We start from the raw sequence: 19829 nt of genomic DNA, 5'->3' as shown, positions 1-19829 counted from the left end.
ATCGGATTCATTTTTTGTTTAATTTCGACTTTATGAAAAAACGATTAGCTGTTCGTGTTTTAGGTATACTTGCTTTCAGCTTGCTATCCCTAGCTGCCTTCTCTCAAGGGCAGGATAAAACAGTGTTGTTTCAGGGTCGTGTGGTGGCATCGAGTAATGCGGAGTTCCTTCCTTTGGCCTATATCTTTAATCCTCAAGCAGGCCGTGGAGCTCTAAGTGACAACTTCGGTCAAGTCGATATGTATGTTTTTCCGGGAGATAGTCTTGTTATTTCTTACATCGGTTATCAAAAGAAATACTACATTGTGCCGCGTAATACTGAGTTAGTGCATCAAGTAATCATTCCGATGGAGGAGATGACAACGATGTTACGTGAGGTGAAAGTTTTTCCACATTCGAGTGAGGATGAGTTTAAACAAGCTTTCTTAGCCATGGAATTACGTGATGCAAAACAGCGCGATAATGCACGAGAAAACCTGGAACAATCTAAATTAAATGTCTATGCCTTACAGGCAGGAATGGGTACATCCTCGAATTTTAGAAATTTTTCAGATATGATGATTTCATCTCAGGCCAATAAGAATTTCTTCAGTAGTCCTATGTTAGCTTTAACAAATCCCTTCGCATGGATTAGTTTCATTCAATCTGTCAAGAATGGTGATTTGAAACGAAAAGATTATAAAAAAGCCTATGAGTTGCTTCCTAAAGAAAACATTAATCGACAAATGTTTTTAAGAAACTTGAAATCCAATTAAGGCTAGCATTCTACCCGTAACTCCTTTTTCAGTTCTGTGAGAGAAAAAATCTGCATTGTTTTCTACGGTGCAGGCTGAATCGATTTCTATTTGTTCAATTCCGAGTGATCGTAATTGCGCGGCGTTGGCCGCTTTCAAATCGACGTGCCATTTTAGGCCTTTAGCTGTTTTGAAATCCTCTGAAAATTGTGCCGCTACTTCTTCCCCCACTTCGAAATGAGGATAACTAATACAAGGACCCACATAGGCGAGAATATCAGCTGGATTAGATCCTCTATTCTCAATCATACGAGTAGCTGTTTTATAGACAATTTGCGCGACAGTTCCTTTCCAACCTGCGTGGATAGCAGCGCAAACACGAGTGACAGGATCTGCAAGTAGAATCGGGGTGCAATCGGCAATTCCTACGCCCGCAAAAACCCCAGGCTGCACAGAAACCAGGGCATCGAATCCAGATTGGTATCCAGCTCTGCCTGTTACCCATATTTTATCGCCATGAACCTGGTAAGATCGGGCTAAATCAGCAGGTGAAATACCTAAGTCAGTGCAGAATAGAGCTAGATTTTGTTCGATGATCTCTGATGAATCATCGGTATGAATTCCTAGATTTAAAGAGGAATAGGGAGCTTCACTTAAGCCACCGTGGCGGGTGCTAATACCCGCCACTAGGCCTGGAATAGATTGAAATATACTTGGTTTTACGACACGATTACGCGTCATAACTTAAACCATATTGCTTTAACACTTCATCAGGAACACCATTCCATTGGTTAGGCGTATTTCCTTTGTAGTCTAAATCAGCGATGCCAATTTTAGAGGTGTAGAATCCAGTCGCTGTTAAATTACGCATCAACGTGAAGAAAGATTCTCCCTGCGATAAGTGCTTAGGCGTTTTACCTGGGTAGGCGATATCGTCTACAATGTTTATGCGCTGTGCTGGTGTTAATTCAGTGAATTTTTTAGAAAAACGCTTGTTTGATTCTACATCTAACCAACGTAACCCACCGCGCATCGGTGTCTTGAATTCTGGTTTATCCTTTACGATGAACTCAATGAATGCAGTTACGCCAGATTGTGAGGCACTGCCTGATTTCTTATCAGCAGGGATGATGATATCGGAAAGCACTGTGATCGTGGCTAATTCGTGCGCGTTCAAGAATACTTCCGCTTTTAGCGCAGCTTCTTGTTCTGCTTCATCTTGCGTGCGGCCATTCGGTCTTTTGACCGGAACTTTACCCAAATTTAAATTCTCAATCGCCTTTTCATCTGGATTGAAAACGGCTAAGCCCAGTGAACTTAAGCCCATATTTTTTAAATAGTCTCTTCTTTTCATCTTACAGGTTGCCTTTTTTGCGTTGATCAATAATGTATTCGGATGTACGTAAGGATAGTGCCAAAATCGTCCAAGTAGCATTTTTATCTCCTTGGGATACGAATGGTGCCGCATCGGCTACGAACAGGTTCTTTACGTCGTGCGCTTGGCAATTCGAATTAAGTACGGATGTCTTTTTATCATTACCCATACGCGCTGTACCTACTTCGTGAATGATACGACCTGGGTCAGCTAAACCATAATTGCTATCTGCACCTGGTTTTTTACCCAAAGCCTCACCACCCATCGAGTGAATGATTTCTTCGAACGTATCTTGCATGTGTTTAGCCTGCTTCACTTCGTAATCGCTCCATTTATAATGGAAACGTAGTACCGGAATACCATATTTATCTACCACGCTAGGATCAATTTCACAGTAATTATCTTCGCGTGGAACTGGTTCCCCACGACCTGCAAAACCTACATATGCACCATAGAAACGACGATAATCTTCTTTCAAAGTAGCTCCGTATCCACCTGCTGCTTTCTTAATACCATCGCGGTTGAAATTCTCACGCCCATTTAGGCCTTCGATTCCCCAGCCGAAACCATAATTAGGCATCCCCATACCTCCACCGTATTCGATGTGGTATCCACGTGGGAAGTCTAATTTTGCGTTATCTAACCACCAAGGAGTATACACGTGCATACCACCTACACCATCTTCATTATAGCGCTTGCGATCAAATAGTGATGGTATGATCGCTGAACGTGAAGCTCCAGTAGAGTCATTGATGTATTTTCCTACAACGCCACTTGAATTAGCGATACCATTCGGGAAGCGAGAACTTTTAGAATTCAACAATAAGCGGGCTGTTTCGCCAGCAGAGGCAGCTAAAACGACGATTTTCCCTTTAACAGAATATTCCATCATCGTTCCTGTATGTACATAAGATACACCCGTTGCTAAACCAGTAATCGGATCTGTCATTACTTCACGCGCCATAGCGAAGGGAAGTAAAGTCGTATTACCCGTTTGGACAGCTGGTTTAACTAATACAGAGGAAGAAGAGAAGTCAGCGTAAGCAGAACAACCACGGTTACATTGGCCACAATAGAAGCAGGAGCCACGTTCGTTATTGATCGGCTTCGTTAGCATCGACATACGCGACGGATAAGTCGGGATGCCTAAGGCCTTATTCGCCTTTTTAATCATTAATTCGTGTAAACGAGGCTTAGGAGGAGGTAAGAAATAACCATCTGGATCATTTCTTAGGCCTTCATTTGTTCCAAAAACCCCAATCATTTTATCCACCTTATCGTAATAAGGCTTCATATCGTCATATCCGATAGGCCAGTCATCTCCTAAACCATCGATACTTTTTCTTTTAAAATCATCTGGACCAAAACGGAGAGAAATACGTCCCCAGTGGTTCGTACGACCACCCACCATTCGAGAACGGAACCAGTCGAACTTTGTTCCGTCTTTACGCGTGTAAGGTTCACCTTCGATATCCCAGCCGCCATAAGCCGCATCGAAATCACCAAAATTACGCAGCGAACTGCTGGCTCCTCTACGAAGGGATTCGTAAGGCCATTTCATTTGGGTCATATCTTTCGGATCAGCAGGGTCAAAAGGCTGCCCAGCTTCTAATATGCAAACTTTTGCTCCGGCTTTTGCTAAGGTATGAGCGGCCATACCGCCACCTGCACCGGAACCAACAATCACTACATCGAATACCTCTTGTTGAGATTTAATGTAAATAGAAGAATTAATCATTTTGTTAATCTAGTTTAGAGAAAACAAAAATAGAAAATTTGGTTTATTTTTGTCATAAATAGACTAGAAATATTTGGCACGGAAAGCAGACAACGGAGAGGAGCCATTGAAAAAGGGGGAAACGCCACTTTCAAGGCAGTTTAATCAAATCAAGGCGAAATACCCAGGGGCTATTTTATTGTTCCGGGTAGGGGATTTTTACGAGACCTTTGGCCAAGATGCAGTGAAAGCCTCTAAAATTTTAGGGATTGTTTTGACGCGTCGTAATAATGGGAACGCCGATGCTGAGTTAGCAGGTTTTCCACATCATTCCTTGGATACCTATTTGCCTAAATTAGTACGTGCTGGCGAGCGTGTGGCCATTTGTGATCAATTAGAAGATCCGGCAACCGTGAAAGGGATTGTGAAGCGCGGTGTGACCGAATTAGTCACGCCAGGGGTTTCATTTAACGACCAAGTATTAGATAATAAACGCAATAATTACGTCGCGGCGATTTCGCTAGAGGAAAAGTCGTCCACCTATGGAATCGCCTTATTGGATATTTCGACGGGGGAATTCATGTGTTCTCAGGGGCCTTTGGCCTATATTCAGAAATTAGTCCAAAGTTTCTTGCCAGCCGAGATCTTGTATCCTAAGAAACACCGCAACGCCTTTGTCGATGCATTTGGAGAACAATTTCACAGCTTTACCATGGAGGAGTGGATCTTTACCCACGAATTCACGTATCCGCTCTTAACGCAACAATTTAAGACCAAAAATCTGAAGGGTTTTGGGATCGAAAATAGTCCACTTGGCATCATATCAGCCGGAGTTATTTTACATTATTTAGCCGAAACAGAACACCGTGCCATCGGTCATATTTCTTCGATTCAACGTATTGAAGAAGATAAATATGTGTGGTTAGATCGATTTACCATCCGAAATCTGGAATTAATTCATCCCACGCAAGAGGGTGGAGTTCCATTGATTGCACTCATCGACCAAACGTTAACAGCCATGGGGGGGCGCTTGCTTCGCAAATGGCTCGTTTTGCCTTTGAAGGAATTACAAACCATCGAGCAACGCCAAGAGGGAGTGTCAGGGTTACTCGTCTCTTCGAGTTTATTGGATCAGGTTTCTGAATTGTTGAAACCAATCGGAGATGTGGAACGGATGATTTCTAAAGTTGCCGCAGGTCGCATTAATCCGCGCGAATTAAATGCTTTGAAAAAGGCATTGCAACAGATTCCGGAGATCAAAACCTTGTTGTCAGCGTCTACATCGCCTAGTCTTTCAGGTCTTGCGAACAGCCTAGATTCCTGCTCGGAATTAGTAGAAAAAATTGAAACGATTTTGCGCGAAGATCCACCGGTCTTAATGCACCAAGGAGGCATGATTAAATCTGGTTTTTTAGCTGAATTAGATGAATTGCACGGGCTTTCCAGTTCGGGAAAGAACTTCTTAGCTGATATCCAAAAGCGCGAAATTGAGCGCACCGGAATCACCTCATTAAAGGTCTCTTATAATAAGGTTTTTGGCTATTATTTAGAAGTCACAAACGCGCACAAAGACCGCGTTCCATCGGAGTGGATTCGCAAGCAGACTTTAGTGAATGCGGAGCGTTACATCACGGAAGAATTAAAAGTGTATGAAGAGAAAATTCTGAGCGCGGAGGATAAAATATCTGTCATTGAATTCCGTCTGTTCCAGGAATTAGTCCAGGAAACATTAAGCTATTTAACTCAGATTCAGCAGAATGCATTAGGAATCGCTACATTGGATGTTTTAGCATCGTTTGCTACTGTTGCGAAGAAGAACAACTATGTTCGTCCATCGTTGAACGAAACAGAAATTATAGATATCAAGGGTGGGCGCCATCCCGTAATCGAAAAACAGTTGCCCGCAGGCGAAAATTATATACCCAACGATATCTATTTAGACGATAAAACGCAGCAAATTATGATGATCACCGGTCCCAATATGGCTGGTAAATCAGCTCTATTGCGTCAAACCGCCTTGATCGTATTGCTCGCTCAGATGGGGTCTTATGTCCCAGCTGAATCCGCGACTTTGGGTTTAGTGGACAAGGTTTTCACACGTGTGGGTGCATCAGATAATTTGTCTAAAGGCGAGTCTACCTTCATGGTTGAGATGACGGAAACGGCAGCGATTTTGAATAATTTATCTTCTCGCTCCCTCGTTTTATTAGATGAAATCGGTCGGGGAACTTCGACATATGACGGTGTTTCGATGGCTTGGGCGATCGCAGAACACTTGCATAATCATCCATCTTACAGGGCTAAAACCTTATTTGCCACCCACTACCACGAATTAAACGAATTAACGCAGGACTTCCCGCGCATCCAAAACTTCCACGTTTCGGTGAAAGAAGTAGGGAATAAAATCATCTTCTTGCGCAAATTATTGCCAGGCGGAAGTGCACATAGTTTTGGTATTCATGTCGCTCAATTAGCTGGGATGCCCACTTCACTCGTGCTGCGTGCACACGAAATTCTTCAAAACCTCGAAAAAGATCACGTGTTAGAAGACAACATCGACAAGCTGAAAGAGATGCCGAAGGCTAATTACCAGATGAGTCTTTTTGGCGCTGAAATTCCGGAGGGCCTCCAAAAAATCGAGGATCAATTAAAGGAATTAGATGTGAATTCGCTGTCACCGATTGAGGCGTTGCTTAAACTTAATGAATTAAAGCGATTGCTTTAAAGATTATAGATAGGAGAGTATAGAGTAGAGATTAGGATTCATTTATCTCTAATCTATGCTCTATAATCTCTAATCTTAGTTTCTAACATCTAACCCCCAATTCAACTTACTCCTCAACGTCTGCAAGAAATCATCCCCTGGAATTTTAATCAATTTCGCCGAGAATGGTGCCTTTTTGACTTCAATTTTGAAGTGACTGTCGATGACTTTAGAGCGAGAGTCAAGTGAGATAAGGAAGTTTTTGCTTCTAGAACTTACTTCAAACGATAAGACAGCAGAACTCGAAACGAGGAGCGGACGCACATTTAAATTGTGCGGGCTCATGGGTGCAATGATGAAAATATCGGAACTTGGAATGACTAAAGGACCACCCACTGCTAGCGAATAACCAGTGGATCCTGTGGCAGTGGAAACGATGAGGCCATCTGCCCAATAGGAGTTTAAATAGTTCCCGTCTACGAATGCCTTGATGGTGATCATCGAAGACGTATCGGTTTTCATAATTCCTACTTCATTTAGGCCAAAACCTTTACCATCAAAAAAGTCGATTTCAGATTCAACAGAAACTAGACTCCTGTTTTCGATGCGGTAATTTCCCTGCAAAACGGTGTCTAATGCTGCGCTAATTTCAGGAGGGGATAAAGTTGCTAAAAAACCCAATCGGCCGGTATTGATACCAAGGATGGGAATTTCTTTTGCACCTATTTGAGTCAATGTTTCTAAGAGTGTACCGTCGCCACCGATACTCCAGGCCATGTCTACAGATTCAAGTCCCTTTTCAGCTGAATAGCTGGGTACATCCGCCACCGAGAAACCGTGTTCTAGGAGGTGATTTTTGAAGAAATCGGATAGGATGGGTTGGCAATTTTTAGCACAAATATCCGTCCACATTTTTTCCATCAAGGGCTTAGTCTCAGCCGAAAATGTTTTCCCGTGAATGGCTAATTTTACACTCATTATAAGTCGATAAAGCGCATTAAATGATCGAAGCGATCTTGATCTACTTCTAATTGCTCCCCAAAAACAAAGGCCTTTTCGATAAAAATACCGTGTCTTTCTAGATTGGAAATAAGTTTGCCAAAAGTCTCTGTTTGTACTTGAAGCACCAAATTAGGCTCTTGAAAAAAACTGCGTACTACGAAGCCATTTTCTTCTTCGATGATGCGAATAATTGTGCTCAAACTGTCTCGTGATGCTTGAAAAGGAATGCGAATAATACCGCCATTTTTATTTTCAACGCCTGAATTTAGTAGAAGATTTCCTACTGCATTTTTGGTCAAATAACCTCTAAACAATCCATCTGCATTCGTAATGGCTATTAGATCTAGGCTGGGTTCATCGAACCAAGGTAGACTAGCTAATACATCCTCTTCCTCTTCCATTCGGAAGGTAGAAAAGTGAGTCTTTAGGTCTGAAAGGGATTGTTCTGGTGATAAAGCCTGACTTAAAACTTCGGTGGATACTAGGCCAATGAAGTCTTTATTTTCTACTACTGCTAACGCATTTACACCTTGGATACGAAGCGTCTTCAGTGATTTCGCCACTGAATCTGTCATCCGCAATACCGGTAAATCGTAATTTAGGTGTGATAGCATCAACATATTAGACGGGGTTTTGATTTAACCACTCTGTTAATATCGTATTAAATTCGTATGGACGTTCCATCATGGGAGCATGGCAGCATTTATCAATGAATCGAAGCGTAGAGCCAGCAATTAATTGATTGAATTCATGACCCACCTCTGGCGGTGTAATCGTATCATTTAAACCCCAAATCAGTAGGGTAGGGGCCTTGATGTGCACAATATCTTTGGCCATATTATTACGCTGAGCAGATTTCGCAATGGCGATTATACGCATCACTTTAGGAATGCTATTTGTGATTTCGAATACCTCATCTACTAATTCTTTACTCGCAGTTTTAGGGTCGTAAAATGTGTATTCTACGCGCTCTTTGATAAAATCATAATTGCCACGCTTAGGATAAGAGCCGCCCATCGAGTTTTCAAAAAGCCCAGATGAGCCTGTTAATATCAAACGTTGGATCTTTTCAGGATGACGCAAGGTGTAAATCAACGCGACATGGCCACCTAATGAATTACCTATCACACTGAAAGTTTTCAAACCTTTAAAGGCGACAAAGCCTTCAATGAATTCCGTTAATCCTTCGCAGCCAGCCTCCTTAATAGGCATGTCATGTATAGGCATCAGCGGGATAATGACCCGGTAATTTGACTTGAAGTGATTAATCACTCCTGCCCAATTGCTTAATGCGCCGAACAATCCGTGAAGTAATAATAGGGTCTCACCCTGTCCTTCATCGATGTATCGGTACTCTCCTTCTGCCTTAATTAGGTACTCCATTCAGGAATTTTGTATTTATAAACTGCAATTTAATAAAAAGAATGTTAAACAATTTTAATTTTGCAGTGTTTTAAAAAATATAATTTATCTATGAAACCTATCTTGATTGTTGGTGGTGGTATTGCCGGTTTGCAAGCAGCCAATATTTTACACCAAAACAACGCAGACTTCATTTTGTTTGAAAAGCAAGGCACCTTAGGTGGACGGGTTTCATCGACTATGAAAGATGGATTTATTTTAGACCGTGGTTTTCAAGTATTGCAAACCTCTTATCCTGAGGTGCAACGTTCTTTAGATCTATCAGCACTTAATTTGAGCTTCTTTGAATCGGGTGCTATGATTAAAGGTCAATTATTTTTCAATCCACTTCGTAGGCCTTTTGAATTGTTTTCATCCGATATTCTCACCTTCAGGGATGTGTTTTCGTTGGCTAGAATTTGGTTTAGATTGCAAGGTGATGTGTCAGCTTTAGATGGTAATAAGCAAACGACACAGGAATTAATCGAATCCTATTCATTTTCTAATCGTTTCAAGAACGAATTCTTGATTCCTTTTTTTCAAGGGGTCTTTTTGCAAGAAAGCTTGACCCAACCGGCTTCTTTGTTTTTCTATTATTTACAGCAGTTTTTGTACGGAAATGCGGCGATTCCTGCTGGTGGGATGCAGGCTATTCCGGATCAAATGGCCTCCTGGCTGCCCACCGATAAAATAAAATTAAATCAAGAAATTACCGCTTTGGATGCGAAAAGTATTACCCTGAAAACAGGGGAGGTTATCGATGGGGAAGCCGTCATTTTAGCGGTGGATTTACCGGTGGTAGCGAAGCTTTTAAAAGCAGATATACCAGCCACTTTGGGTTCTAAGACCTTTTATTTTTCAGCAAAATCTTCAGTGAAACAACCTGCTTTATTGCGTCTTGTGGGGGAAGAACATTTACTTCATTTTACCTGTTTATCTGATGTGAATCCAGGTTTAGCACCTGAGGGGAAATCATTGTATTCTGCTACGAGCCTTACTGAAAGCTCTGAAAAAGAGGTAAAAACTGCACTAGAAAAACAATTGCCAGGGCAGAAATTAACGTTTATTGCCAGTTTCGATATTCCGCATTCTTTGCAACAGGTGGATGGTTATGAAGCGATTAAAAAATCCTCGAACGGAATCGTTTTAGCAGGTGATTATTTAGAATTCCCGTCCTTGCAAGGGGCATTGTATTCAGGAAGAAAAGCGGCCGAAGAAATTTTGGCCAGAACCTGATTTTCGTCAAATAAAGTACGTGTGATTTTTGTACCTTTGTGAGGTTAATCAAACCTCACATGAGAAAAATTGCCTTTATCTTCGCCGTGTTATTATTTGCAGCTTGTTCCAGCTCGAATAAGGACTATCAAAAAGCGGCCTCTAATCCAGAATTCTTAATTCGTGCAGAGGTTATGCTCACCGAAAGTATCATCCACGATATTTTTGCTCCTCCAGTATCCTCGCGTATTTACATGTATGCCAGTATCGCAGGTTATGAGGCTGCAATTCAGGGGGAAAAAGGCTATAAATCATTAGTCGGTCAAATCAACGGGTTTGAAAAAGTGGCTAAAGCTGTAAATGGGAAAGAATATTGCTATCCTTTAGCCTCTACTCGTGCATTTTTGTCTGTGGGTAAAAAATTAACGTTTGCTCAAGAGATGTATGAGGAGTTTGATAAAAAATTAGAGCAGGATTACAGAGCTACGGGTATTCCAGATGATGTGTATGAACGTTCTATTGCTTTAGGGGATTCGATTGCTGAATCGGTGATGAAATATGCATCTAAAGACAATTACAAACAGACGCGTGGCTTCCGTTATACCGTAACGTATAATCCAGGTACTTGGACACCTACTCCACCAGCCTACATGGATGCTGTGGAGCCTTATTGGACGAAGATTCGTCCTGTAGGCTTGGATTCATCAGCACAATTTCAGGCTCCAGTGCCTTCCAAGTTTGATTTAACTCCCGGCTCTGCTTATCACAAGGAAGTAATGGAGGTTTACAATACCATCAATAATTTAACAAATGAGCAGCGTGATATTGCCAATTTTTGGGACTGTAACCCGTTTAAAATGAATATTTCTGGTCATGCGATGTTTGCAACGAAGAAGATGTCTCCTGGTGGTCATTGGCTAGGAATCGTAGGTCAGGTTTCTCGTCAATTAAAGAAGTCGCATGTGCAAGTAGCGGAAGCTTTTGTGATGACTTCGATGTCTATTTTTGACGGATTTATTTCGTGTTGGGATGAGAAGTACCGTTCGATACGAATTCGTCCAGAGTCAGTTATTAATAACAGTATTGATAAGAAATGGATGCCCATTTTGCAGACACCACCATTCCCAGAATATACCTCTGGACATAGTACTATTTCAAGTGCGGCAGCGACTGTATTGACGAAATTATATGGTGATAATGTGGCATTTAATGATTCTACAGAGATCCCCTATGGCTTACCTCCTCGTAAATTTACGTCCTTTAAGCAAGCTGCTGAAGAGGCTTCTATTTCTCGTTTATACGGCGGAATTCATTTTCGTCCGGCATTGGATTTAGGTCTAGTTCAAGGGTCTAAAGTGGCACAGCATTTAATCGCAAGGGTAAAAACCAAGTAATGAAAAACGACATCACTTCTAAGGAGGATATTAAAACATTTGTGGATGCATTTTATGCTAAAATGCCATCAGATGATTTAGTGGGAAAGGTTTTTATGGAGGTGATGCACGTTGATTTTTCTACACATCTTCCTAAGATGTATGATTTTTGGGAGATGTTATTGTTTCAAGGCACGGCCTATCAAGGGGCTCCGATGCGCCCCCATCTGCAGATCAATCAAATTCACCCTATAACCCCGGAGCATTTCGAGCGCTGGCTTGAAATGTTTAGGGCGACTTTAAGGGAATTGTTCGAAGGGCCTAAGACGGAAGAGGCTATTACGAAAGCAGAAAACATTGCGGCTACCTGGGCATATAAACTAGATTATTTAACTCAACACCCTGCATAAGATGATCGTATCTACCCCTGGCCGTATTTGTCTTTTTGGCGAGCACCAAGATTATCTAGGATTGCCTGTGATTGCAGCGGCAATTTCGAAGCGCATTCAAATTGAAGGGGATTTTAGAGACGATAATGTGGTGCATTTTTCCTTGCCGGACGTGGGTGCGGAAGAAACATTTGAGTTAACCTATCCTTTAGTCTACAAAAAAGAACGCGACTATTTCAAGAGCGTATTAAATGTATTGCGCAGGAAAGGGCATCAGTTAGATAAAGGATTAGAATTAACGGTGAGCGGTGCTATTCCCATCAATTCAGGGACGTCTAGTTCTTCCGCCTTACTCGTTTCCTGGGTGAATTTCTTGAATGAAATCTATGGTTTAGGCTATTCCCAAAAACAAGTAGGCGAAATCACTTACGAAGCTGAAGTGCTGGAGTTTTCAGAGCCTGGTGGGATGATGGATCAGTATTCGACGGCTGTGGGGAATGTAATTTATTTAGCCTCTGTGCCGGAAATTAATATAGAAACCTATGCTAGGGAATTAGGAACTTTTGTTCTAGGGGATTCGGAAGAGCCTAAAGACACCCTGGGTATTTTGAGTCACGTGAAGTTTGGGATGTTAGGTGGGATGAAAAAAATCCAGGAGAAATACCCGGATTTTGATTTAGCCACAGAAAAAGATCCTTCGAAATACCGCGACTTGTTGACAGACGATGAATGGGTGCTTTTGCAGGCGAATATCAGTGATCGTGATTTGTTGTTAGAGGCGAAAGCGATGTTTGAAGGGAAAATTGCCTGGTCAGATGAAAAATTAGGTTCTCTATTAAATGAACATCAAGTAAATTTGCGGGAACATAAGCGGATTTCTACGCCCAAGATAAACCGAATGTTGCAGGCGGCTTTGGATGCGGGAGCTTTGGGAGGAAAAATAAACGGTTCTGGTGGTGGCGGATGCATGTTTGCTTATGCGCCTAAGAACCCTGAAAAAGTGGTTGAAGCCATCGAAAAAGCGGGAGGCAAGGCCTATATTATAACAGTAGATAAAGGAACAACGAAAATTATATGAAGAAGAGATTATTGATTTTAGCGGGTGGTATGGCCTCTCGCATGAAGAAAGCTTTAGCGGAAGAGAATAGTGATTTAGACCCAAAATTAGTGGCACAGGCGAATGCGGTGACCAAAGGGATGATCCAAGTAGGGAAGAATGGTAAGACCTTGATTGATTATCAATTATACAACGCGCACTTAGCAGGTATCGAAGAGGTGATGCTACTTTTACATCCCACAGATAACGTTTCACAAGAGTATTGTGAGTCATTAATGTCAAAAGACGCAACATGGGGGATGAAAATCGTCTTTGCTCGCCAACAAATTGCAGCCGATCGTGAAAAGCCAGCGGGTACTGCAGATGCGGTGTACCAGGCTTTATCTCAGCACGCAGACTGGCAAACAGGACGCGTGATTGTGTGTAATTCAGATAATCTGTATTCGGTGAATGCGCTCAAGACGCTTTGGGCTTCACCTGTCCCTCAGGCTTTAATTTCGTATCACCGCGATAGTTTATTGTATCCGGAGGAGCGTATTTCGGCTTTTGCTTTGATTCGTACGGATGCAGAGGGGTATTTATTGGAGATTATCGAGAAGCCGACAAAAGAACAGGCAGATGAATTAATGGCGAAACAAGGTCGTTTAGGCGTAAGCATGAATGTGTTTGTATTCGAGGCGAGTACGTTCTTGCCCTATTTGGCAAAAACACCATTCCATCCTGTCCGCAACGAAAAAGAATTGCCTACATCCGTGGTGATGTTCGGTGAAGGAGAAGGCAAAGGTTTCTTCGCGATTCCATTAGCGGAGAATGTGCCTGATTTGACTTCTAAAGAAGATATCTTAGTGATGCAGAAATATTTAGAGGAAACGTATGGTGATTTCTAAAGCTTAATGCTAAATTGTGAGTGATAACCTATTCACTCTATGACTTTATTGATTGTAATTGCTAGTCTTGGCCTTTTAGTACTGTTAATCACGTATTGGAAGGTCAATTCGTTTATAGCCTTTTTGCTCGTGAGTATTTTCGCGGGCGTTTGTTTCGGTTTGCCGCTGCCTGATATTGCGAAGTCTATCCAAAAAGGGTTGGGTGATACGCTCGGATCTTTAGTCGTCATTCTCGTTTTAGGAGCGATGCTGGGTAAATTAGTGGCTGCTTCTGGTGCTGCAAAACAGATTTCAGGTACCTTAATTGATCTTTTTGGGCTTTCGAATATTACCTGGGGGCTGATGCTGACTGGTTTCGTGATCGGGATTCCTTTGTTCTATAATGTGGGATTTGTCTTGATGATCCCTTTGATTTTCTCCTTAGTTCAACAATATAAGATTCCTCCGTTATTGGCGGGGGTTCCTATGATGGCCTCCTTGTCTGTGGCGCATGGATTTTTGCCGCCGCATCCATCTCCTGCGGCTTTAGTGGCCCAGTTTCATGCGAATATGGGAGAGACTTTGATGCTGGGTATCATCGTAGCGATTCCAGCGATTATTTTGGCGGGTCCTATTTTTGCCAAAACCTTAGCTCATCTACCCATTAAACCGCTAAAGACCTTTGCCGCTGCAGAAGTGGACGAAACGAACTTGCCTTCGAAAGCTGCTAGTTTCGTAGCTGCCCTTTTCCCCGTATTCCTATTAGTAGGAACCACCATCGCCGAGGTACAATTACCTGATTCACCTGTTGTAAAATTTATTGCCGATCCAGCGATGGTGATGCTGGTGGCTATTTTAGTGGCTACTTATGTGTTAGGGATTCGCCGTGGAAAGAAAATCGAAGAGGTGATGAATGTGTATGGCGAGGCAGTAAAAGACGTGGCGATGATTTTATTGATTATTGCAGGTGCTGGAACCTTGAAAGAAATTCTCCTTGTTTCAGGGGTTAGTAAAGAAATTGCTTCCTATTTAGGTGGATTGCCGATACATCCCTTGGTTTTAGGCTGGATGATGGCTGCAATCATCCGAGTTTGCCTTGGGTCTGCCACGATTGCAGGATTAACGGCGGCCGGAATGATTTACCCCTTAGTGGCAGCGGGCGGTGTAAATGCTAATCTAATGGTATTGAGTATCGGCGCGGGAAGTTTGATGTTCTCTCACGTGAATGATACGGGTTTTTGGCTATTTAAAGAATACTTTAATCTGACGGTCAAAGAAACAATCAGGTCCTGGTCTTTGATGGAAACAATCGTGTCTATCTCCGGATTAGTGGGTGTAATGATTTTGAATCAAATTCTATAAAAGAAAACTAGTTATCAATATGAAAAAATCAGTCATTTTAGTTTCGCTTAGCGTCCTATTTTTTACACAGGTAACTTTGCGAGCACAGGATACCGAAGGGTATCAATTGCCACCAAAAGCGATTGCAGATTTAGTTTTGGCAAAACCTATTCCGCTTGTCCGCATAGATTCAAAAGCCGAGTATCTCTTATTGCTCGGTCGAAATTCATACCCAACGGTGGAGGAATTAGGTCAACCGGAAATGAAAATAGCCGGACTTCGTTTGAACCCTTTAAATTTTTCTCCCTCTCGCCAAAGCCCCATCAGCAGCCTTACCTTGCAGCAGATTCGGACGGGTGCTCAGGTGAACATTACTGGATTACCTAAGAACTTAGCTGTAGGAGGCATTTCTTGGAATCCATCGGAAACTAAAATTGCTTTCGCACAAACAGAAGTAAATGGAGTCGACTTGTATGTGATCGATATAGCCTCTAAAAAAGCCACTCGCATCAATAGTGCTCCTTTGAATCAAGTTCTAGGAAACGCGTTTACGTGGGTAGACGATCAAACGATTCTTTACAAAGTAACGACGCATGATGCAGCCGGAGCTCCCAAGCGCCCTATTACGCCTAAAGGACCTACGATTCAACAGAATGTGGGGAAGGCGGCACCGAGACCGACTTTTCAGGATTTAATAAAATCCCCTTACGATGAGAGTTTATTCTCCTATTATGCGGAGGCGCAATTAGTCGTGTATAAAAATGGCGTAAACAAGAAAATAGGGGAGCCTTCTCTATTTAATTCATTCCAATTATCTCCAGACCGACGCTATATTTTGACTCGTACTTTAGCGAAACCTTTTTCTTACGCTGTGCCTGCCTATGGATTTCCAACGACGGTGAAAGTGCTTGATTTGGACGGAAAAACAATCAAAGAAATTGCCAAACTCCCTTCTTCGGAGAGTGCTCCAGCGGGAAATGATAACGTCCAAAACGTGCCTCGAGGATTTGATTGGCGGGATGATGAGCCGGCAACTTTGGTTTATGCGATGCCTTTAGATAGTGGTTACATAAAAAAGCAAGTGGAATTTCACGATGCGGTTTACTCTTTGTCAGCTCCCTTTTCACAAGAGGCAAAAGAGTTATTTAAGACAAAAACTCGCTTTGCTGGGGTGATTTGGGGAAATAATAAAGTGGCTTTAGTGACAGAGGTCTTGCGTGGTAAGCAGACATCTAAAGTGAGCCGTTATTCTTCCGCCGATGGAACGATAGAAGCCTTGTACGAACGCAATTTAACAGATGCCTATAAAAATCCAGGAAGTCCGGTTTTGACGAAAAATGCCTTAGGTCGCGAAGTGATTCAATTCACGGACGGTGGCACAAAAATTTTGATGAATAACCCAGTAGGATCATCCGATCAAGGGGATCTTCCTTTTATTGCCAAATTTGATTTAACGACAAAGAAGAATGAAATCATTTGGCGTGCTAAACCAGGTCATTACGAACTAGTAGAAGAAGTGATTGATGCAGATAAACTACTTGTTTTAAGTAGAAAGGAATCTCAGACAGAAGTTCCGAACTATTTTATCAAGAACCTATTAAACCCTGCGCAAGACAAGGCCTTGACCCAATTTGAAAATCCTTACCCTAATTTAGTCGGTATCACAAAGGAGAAAATCAAGTATAAGCGTGCCGATGGTGTAGACTTAACAGGTGATTTATATCTACCTAAAGGCTATAATAAAGAGAAAGATGGTCCATTACCTGTATTGATTTGGGCATATCCACGTGAATTTAATTCCGCTGCTGATGCGGCGCAAATTCGCGGAAGTAAGGATCGTTTTACAATGTTAAGCTGGGCTTCACCTATTTACTACGCGACTCAAGGCTATGCCATTTTAGATAATGCTGAGATGCCGATTGTATCGACGGATGCTTCGAAAAAACCGAATGACAATTTTGTGGATCAATTACGATTAAATGCTTCAGCTGCAATTGATTATTTAGTTTCTTTAGGTGTGGGCGATCGCAAGCGTATGGCCGTGGGTGGTCACAGTTATGGTGCCTTTATGACGGCGAATTTACTTGCTCACACGGATTTATTTAAAGCAGGTATTGCTCGCAGTGGCGCATACAACCGTACATTGACTCCTTTTGGCTTTCAAAATGAAGATCGTACCTACTGGCAAGCTCCGCAATTGTACTTTGATATGAGTCCATTCAGCTTTGCGGATAAAATCAAAGAGCCTATATTATTAGTACATGGCGAGCAAGACGATAATACGGGTACATTCCCTATTAACTCAGAGCGTTTGTATGCTGCCTTGAAAGGTAATGGAGGAACAACTCGCTTTGTTTATCTTCCTTACGAGGCCCACAGCTACCGTGGAAAAGAAAATGTATTGCACATGCTTTGGGAGCAATTCCAATGGTTAGAGAAATACGTGAAGTAGAACGAAAAAAATAATGCAAAAGAGGGCGCCCCGCAGGGGCGCCCTCTTTTGCTATAAATACGCTGCATTTTTATACTTTTTGCTTTATGCTTTAAAAAGAAAGGCGGCCCGCAGGGCCGCCATCTTTACTCTATACTCTATAATCTCTACTCTAATGAGATTACCAAATCTTAATCCGATCTTCCGGCTTCTTGTACAACTTATCTCCCGGTTTCACATCAAAAGCCTTGTACCAAGCATCCATGTTTACAGGAGCACCGATGGTACGGTATTGGTTAGGTGAGTGAGGATCCGTTTGTACTTGTTGTACTTCTGATTCTGGTAGAGATGAACCTCTCCAAACTTGTGCCCAAGCTAAGAAGAAACGTTGATCAGGTGATAAACCATCGATTTTCTTCGTTGCTTTTCCTTGCTTTGTCATTTTGAATGCCTCGTAAGCCATATTCAATCCACCTAAATCACCGATGTTTTCTCCCATCGTTAATTTACCGTTTACGTGGATGGTATCTTGAACCGTATAAGCATCAAATTGCTTGCCTAATAATTCTGTTCTAGCCTTGAACTTAGCTAAATCATCTTTCGTCCACCAGTTACGTAGCGTTCCATCTTTGTCGTATTGGCTACCTGAATCATCAAATCCGTGTGACATTTCGTGTCCGATTACTGCACCGATTCCACCATAGTTGATGGCATCATCTGCGTCAGCCGCGAAGAAAGGGAATTGTAAGATACCTGCTGGGAATACGATTTCGTTCATTACTGGGCTGTAATAGGCGTTTACCGTAGGAGGAGTCATACCCCATTTGCTTCTGTCAATTGGTTTGCCTAATTGTGCCAGGTTTTCTTGAAAGCCCCATGCGCCAGCGCGGCGAACATTTCCATAAAACTCAGTTCCACTGATTTCTAAACCATCATAGGTCTTCCATTTGTCGGGATATCCGATTTTAGGAGTAAAGGCATTTAATTTTGCTAAAGCCTTTTCTTTTGTCTCCGCGCTCATCCAATCCAATTTATTGATGCGAACCGCAAAAGCTTTACGTAGGTTAGCCACTAATTCAACCATTCTCGCTTTCGCCTCAGGCTTGAAGTATTTGGCGACATAAATCTGACCCAATAACTCACCCAAGGTACCGTCTGTCATAGAGGACATACGTTGCCATCTTGGTGTTTGAACTTTTTGGCCTGATAATACTTGTGAAAGAGCGAAGCTAGCTTTCACGAAAGGAGAGCTTAAATACCCAGCGCTACCACGCAATAAATTCCAAGTTAAATACGTCTTCCAAGTTTCAACCGGAGTCTCGATCAATAACTTGTTCGCTGCCTCGAAGAATTTAGGTGCACCCACTAAGATAGAATCAGGAGCAGATGTTCCGAAATCTTGGAAAGTCAAAGCCCAATTAAATGCAGGCGTCTTTTGGCTGAAATCTGCAAAGGCAAATTTGTTGTACGTTTTATATGGATCACGCATCTCTACGCGAGCCATTTGAGCCTCTGCTAATTTCTTTTCTAATTGGAAGACAGTCTCCGCATTGGCTTTTGCTTGTGCTTCTGATGTTCCAGTTAATGTAAATAAGGTCGTTACGTATTTTTTGAAGGCCTCCTGAATCTTTAAGCTTCTAGGATCATTCTTCAAGTAATTATCACGATCAGGAAGGGAAGTGCCACCTTGGCCTAATTGTGGAACCATTTTCTCTACATTCTTGCGGTCTTGACCAATGTAAAAGCTAAATAAGGGAGAACCTGCGCCTGTTGAACGCATTCTAGCAATTTCTGTTACGATTTGAGATTTAAATTTTAAACCTGCGATGTGTTGTAAATCTGCTTGAATAGGCGTGTAACCTAATTTTTCGATGGTCACACTGTCCATAGCGGCCGAATAGAAATCAGCGACTCTTCTTTCAATAGATCCTGGAGCAGCATTTGTTCCTTTTAAACCCTCTAAAATTGATTTAACCGCATTGATATTGAAATCACGCAATTGGTTAAAACTTCCCCAACGTGTTTCTTTAGCAGGGATCGGATTTTTTCTGATCCATGGACCATTTGCATATTCCATGAAATCATCCCCAGCTTTTACACTGAAATTCATATTATCTCGGTCAATGAATTTTCCCGGTTTTTCTTGTGCATAGAGACTACCGCTTAATAGCATAGAGCCAGCTAATACGAGTTGTAAGTAATTATTTTTCATTTGAAAAAGGTT

General features: G+C 42.1%; 16 protein-coding genes. 9 read left to right on the top strand and 7 right to left on the bottom strand.

Annotated elements, in window-relative coordinates; genetic code table 11:
- The first annotated feature begins 32 nt into the window (after window positions 1-32).
- Window positions 33-755 (top strand): peptidase associated/transthyretin-like domain-containing protein, encoded by a 723-nt coding sequence (locus tag ACRZ9O_RS04080; RefSeq protein ID WP_459456616.1) that lies wholly within the window; start codon window positions 33-35, stop codon window positions 753-755.
- Here the strand turns inward: ACRZ9O_RS04080 and pgeF are convergent.
- From pgeF to ACRZ9O_RS04065, 3 genes are read right to left on the bottom strand one after another with little or no spacing between them, the layout of a single operon-like run.
- The gene (gene pgeF, locus ACRZ9O_RS04075) at window positions 732-1475 is read right to left on the bottom strand and encodes a peptidoglycan editing factor PgeF (RefSeq protein ID WP_459456614.1); all 744 of its coding nucleotides are present in this window, start codon (window positions 1473-1475) and stop codon (window positions 732-734) included. The genes ACRZ9O_RS04080 and pgeF overlap by 24 nt on opposite strands.
- Complete coding sequence (locus ACRZ9O_RS04070; protein ID WP_459456612.1) at window positions 1465-2088, bottom strand: gluconate 2-dehydrogenase subunit 3 family protein; 624 nt, start codon at window positions 2086-2088, stop codon at window positions 1465-1467. Before ACRZ9O_RS04070 ends, pgeF begins: the two co-directional genes overlap by 11 nt.
- A gap of 1 nt (window position 2089) precedes the next feature.
- Window positions 2090-3847: a GMC family oxidoreductase gene (locus ACRZ9O_RS04065; protein WP_459456610.1), complete on the bottom strand. Its 1758-nt coding sequence runs from the start codon at window positions 3845-3847 to the stop codon at window positions 2090-2092.
- A 73-nt stretch (window positions 3848-3920) separates the two neighbouring features.
- Between ACRZ9O_RS04065 and mutS the strand changes: the two genes are divergently transcribed.
- Window positions 3921-6551: a DNA mismatch repair protein MutS gene (gene mutS / locus ACRZ9O_RS04060; RefSeq protein ID WP_459456608.1), complete on the top strand. Its 2631-nt coding sequence runs from the start codon at window positions 3921-3923 to the stop codon at window positions 6549-6551.
- Window positions 6552-6626: 75 nt separating this feature from the next.
- Here the strand turns inward: mutS and ACRZ9O_RS04055 are convergent, their stop codons facing one another.
- The 3 genes from ACRZ9O_RS04055 to ACRZ9O_RS04045 are packed head-to-tail and all read right to left on the bottom strand — an operon-like array spanning window position 6627 to window position 8915.
- Window positions 6627-7508 carry an NAD kinase gene (locus ACRZ9O_RS04055; protein ID WP_459456606.1) on the bottom strand — a complete coding sequence of 294 codons (882 nt, stop codon included), beginning with the start codon at window positions 7506-7508 and terminating at the stop codon, window positions 6627-6629.
- Window positions 7508-8146, bottom strand: a complete 639-nt coding sequence (locus ACRZ9O_RS04050; protein ID WP_459456604.1) for a CBS domain-containing protein — start codon at window positions 8144-8146, stop codon at window positions 7508-7510. The genes ACRZ9O_RS04055 and ACRZ9O_RS04050 overlap by 1 nt, the downstream gene beginning before the upstream one ends.
- Before the next feature lie 7 nt (window positions 8147-8153).
- The gene (locus tag ACRZ9O_RS04045; RefSeq protein WP_459456602.1) at window positions 8154-8915 is read right to left on the bottom strand and encodes an alpha/beta fold hydrolase; all 762 of its coding nucleotides are present in this window, start codon (window positions 8913-8915) and stop codon (window positions 8154-8156) included.
- A 90-nt stretch (window positions 8916-9005) separates the two neighbouring features.
- Here ACRZ9O_RS04045 and ACRZ9O_RS04040 point away from each other — a divergent pair, with 90 nt between their 5' ends.
- Genes ACRZ9O_RS04040 through ACRZ9O_RS04010 form a run of 7 tightly spaced genes read left to right on the top strand, consistent with a single transcriptional unit; the run spans window position 9006 to window position 17626 of the window.
- Complete coding sequence (locus tag ACRZ9O_RS04040; RefSeq protein ID WP_459456600.1) at window positions 9006-10169, top strand: NAD(P)/FAD-dependent oxidoreductase; 1164 nt, start codon at window positions 9006-9008, stop codon at window positions 10167-10169.
- 59 nt (window positions 10170-10228) lie between these two features.
- Window positions 10229-11542 carry a vanadium-dependent haloperoxidase gene (locus ACRZ9O_RS04035; protein WP_459456598.1) on the top strand — a complete coding sequence of 438 codons (1314 nt, stop codon included), beginning with the start codon at window positions 10229-10231 and terminating at the stop codon, window positions 11540-11542.
- Entirely contained in the window at window positions 11542-11931 is a 390-nt protein-coding gene (locus tag ACRZ9O_RS04030) for a group III truncated hemoglobin (RefSeq protein ID WP_459456596.1), read from the top strand. Before ACRZ9O_RS04035 ends, ACRZ9O_RS04030 begins: the two co-directional genes overlap by 1 nt.
- 1 nt (window position 11932) lies before the next feature.
- Entirely contained in the window at window positions 11933-12988 is a 1056-nt protein-coding gene (locus ACRZ9O_RS04025; protein ID WP_459456594.1) for a GHMP family kinase ATP-binding protein, read from the top strand.
- Window positions 12985-13854 (top strand): sugar phosphate nucleotidyltransferase, encoded by an 870-nt coding sequence (locus tag ACRZ9O_RS04020; RefSeq protein WP_459456592.1) that lies wholly within the window; start codon window positions 12985-12987, stop codon window positions 13852-13854. The genes ACRZ9O_RS04025 and ACRZ9O_RS04020 overlap by 4 nt, the downstream gene beginning before the upstream one ends.
- Window positions 13855-13893: 39 nt before the next feature.
- On the top strand, window positions 13894-15195 hold the full coding sequence (locus tag ACRZ9O_RS04015) for a gluconate:H+ symporter (RefSeq protein ID WP_459456590.1): 1302 nt from the start codon (window positions 13894-13896) through the stop codon (window positions 15193-15195).
- Window positions 15196-15214: 19 nt separating this feature from the next.
- Window positions 15215-17626: a S9 family peptidase gene (locus ACRZ9O_RS04010; protein ID WP_459456588.1), complete on the top strand. Its 2412-nt coding sequence runs from the start codon at window positions 15215-15217 to the stop codon at window positions 17624-17626.
- Between the two features lie 160 nt (window positions 17627-17786).
- Here the strand turns inward: ACRZ9O_RS04010 and ACRZ9O_RS04005 are convergent, their stop codons facing one another.
- A complete protein-coding gene (locus ACRZ9O_RS04005) occupies window positions 17787-19817 on the bottom strand; it encodes a M13 family metallopeptidase (protein ID WP_459456586.1) in 2031 nt (676 codons plus the stop codon).
- Window positions 19818-19829 lie beyond the last annotated feature (12 nt).

This window comes from Aquirufa sp. HETE-40SA, from assembly GCF_054558635.1.
Note: the sequence above shows the minus strand (reverse complement) of the source record. Positions and strands in the feature narration are given on the sequence as shown.

Excerpts from the sequence above, each read along its gene's own strand:
- ACRZ9O_RS04015 (WP_459456590.1), top strand. The coding sequence starts at position 13,894 with ATGACTTTATTGATTGTAATTGCTAGTCTTGGCCTTTTAGTACTGTTA.
- ACRZ9O_RS04025 (WP_459456594.1), top strand. The coding sequence starts at position 11,933 with ATGATCGTATCTACCCCTGGCCGTATTTGTCTTTTTGGCGAGCACCAA.
- ACRZ9O_RS04070 (WP_459456612.1), bottom strand. The coding sequence starts at position 2,088 with ATGAAAAGAAGAGACTATTTAAAAAATATGGGCTTAAGTTCACTGGGC.
- ACRZ9O_RS04050 (WP_459456604.1), bottom strand. The coding sequence starts at position 8,146 with ATGCTATCACACCTAAATTACGATTTACCGGTATTGCGGATGACAGAT.
- ACRZ9O_RS04005 (WP_459456586.1), bottom strand. The coding sequence starts at position 19,817 with ATGAAAAATAATTACTTACAACTCGTATTAGCTGGCTCTATGCTATTA.
- ACRZ9O_RS04080 (WP_459456616.1), top strand. The coding sequence starts at position 33 with ATGAAAAAACGATTAGCTGTTCGTGTTTTAGGTATACTTGCTTTCAGC.
- ACRZ9O_RS04055 (WP_459456606.1), bottom strand. The coding sequence starts at position 7,508 with ATGAGTGTAAAATTAGCCATTCACGGGAAAACATTTTCGGCTGAGACT.
- ACRZ9O_RS04045 (WP_459456602.1), bottom strand. The coding sequence starts at position 8,915 with ATGGAGTACCTAATTAAGGCAGAAGGAGAGTACCGATACATCGATGAA.
- ACRZ9O_RS04065 (WP_459456610.1), bottom strand. The coding sequence starts at position 3,847 with ATGATTAATTCTTCTATTTACATTAAATCTCAACAAGAGGTATTCGAT.
- ACRZ9O_RS04020 (WP_459456592.1), top strand. The coding sequence starts at position 12,985 with ATGAAGAAGAGATTATTGATTTTAGCGGGTGGTATGGCCTCTCGCATG.
- ACRZ9O_RS04010 (WP_459456588.1), top strand. The coding sequence starts at position 15,215 with ATGAAAAAATCAGTCATTTTAGTTTCGCTTAGCGTCCTATTTTTTACA.
- ACRZ9O_RS04040 (WP_459456600.1), top strand. The coding sequence starts at position 9,006 with ATGAAACCTATCTTGATTGTTGGTGGTGGTATTGCCGGTTTGCAAGCA.
- ACRZ9O_RS04030 (WP_459456596.1), top strand. The coding sequence starts at position 11,542 with ATGAAAAACGACATCACTTCTAAGGAGGATATTAAAACATTTGTGGAT.
- pgeF (WP_459456614.1), bottom strand. The coding sequence starts at position 1,475 with ATGACGCGTAATCGTGTCGTAAAACCAAGTATATTTCAATCTATTCCA.
- ACRZ9O_RS04035 (WP_459456598.1), top strand. The coding sequence starts at position 10,229 with ATGAGAAAAATTGCCTTTATCTTCGCCGTGTTATTATTTGCAGCTTGT.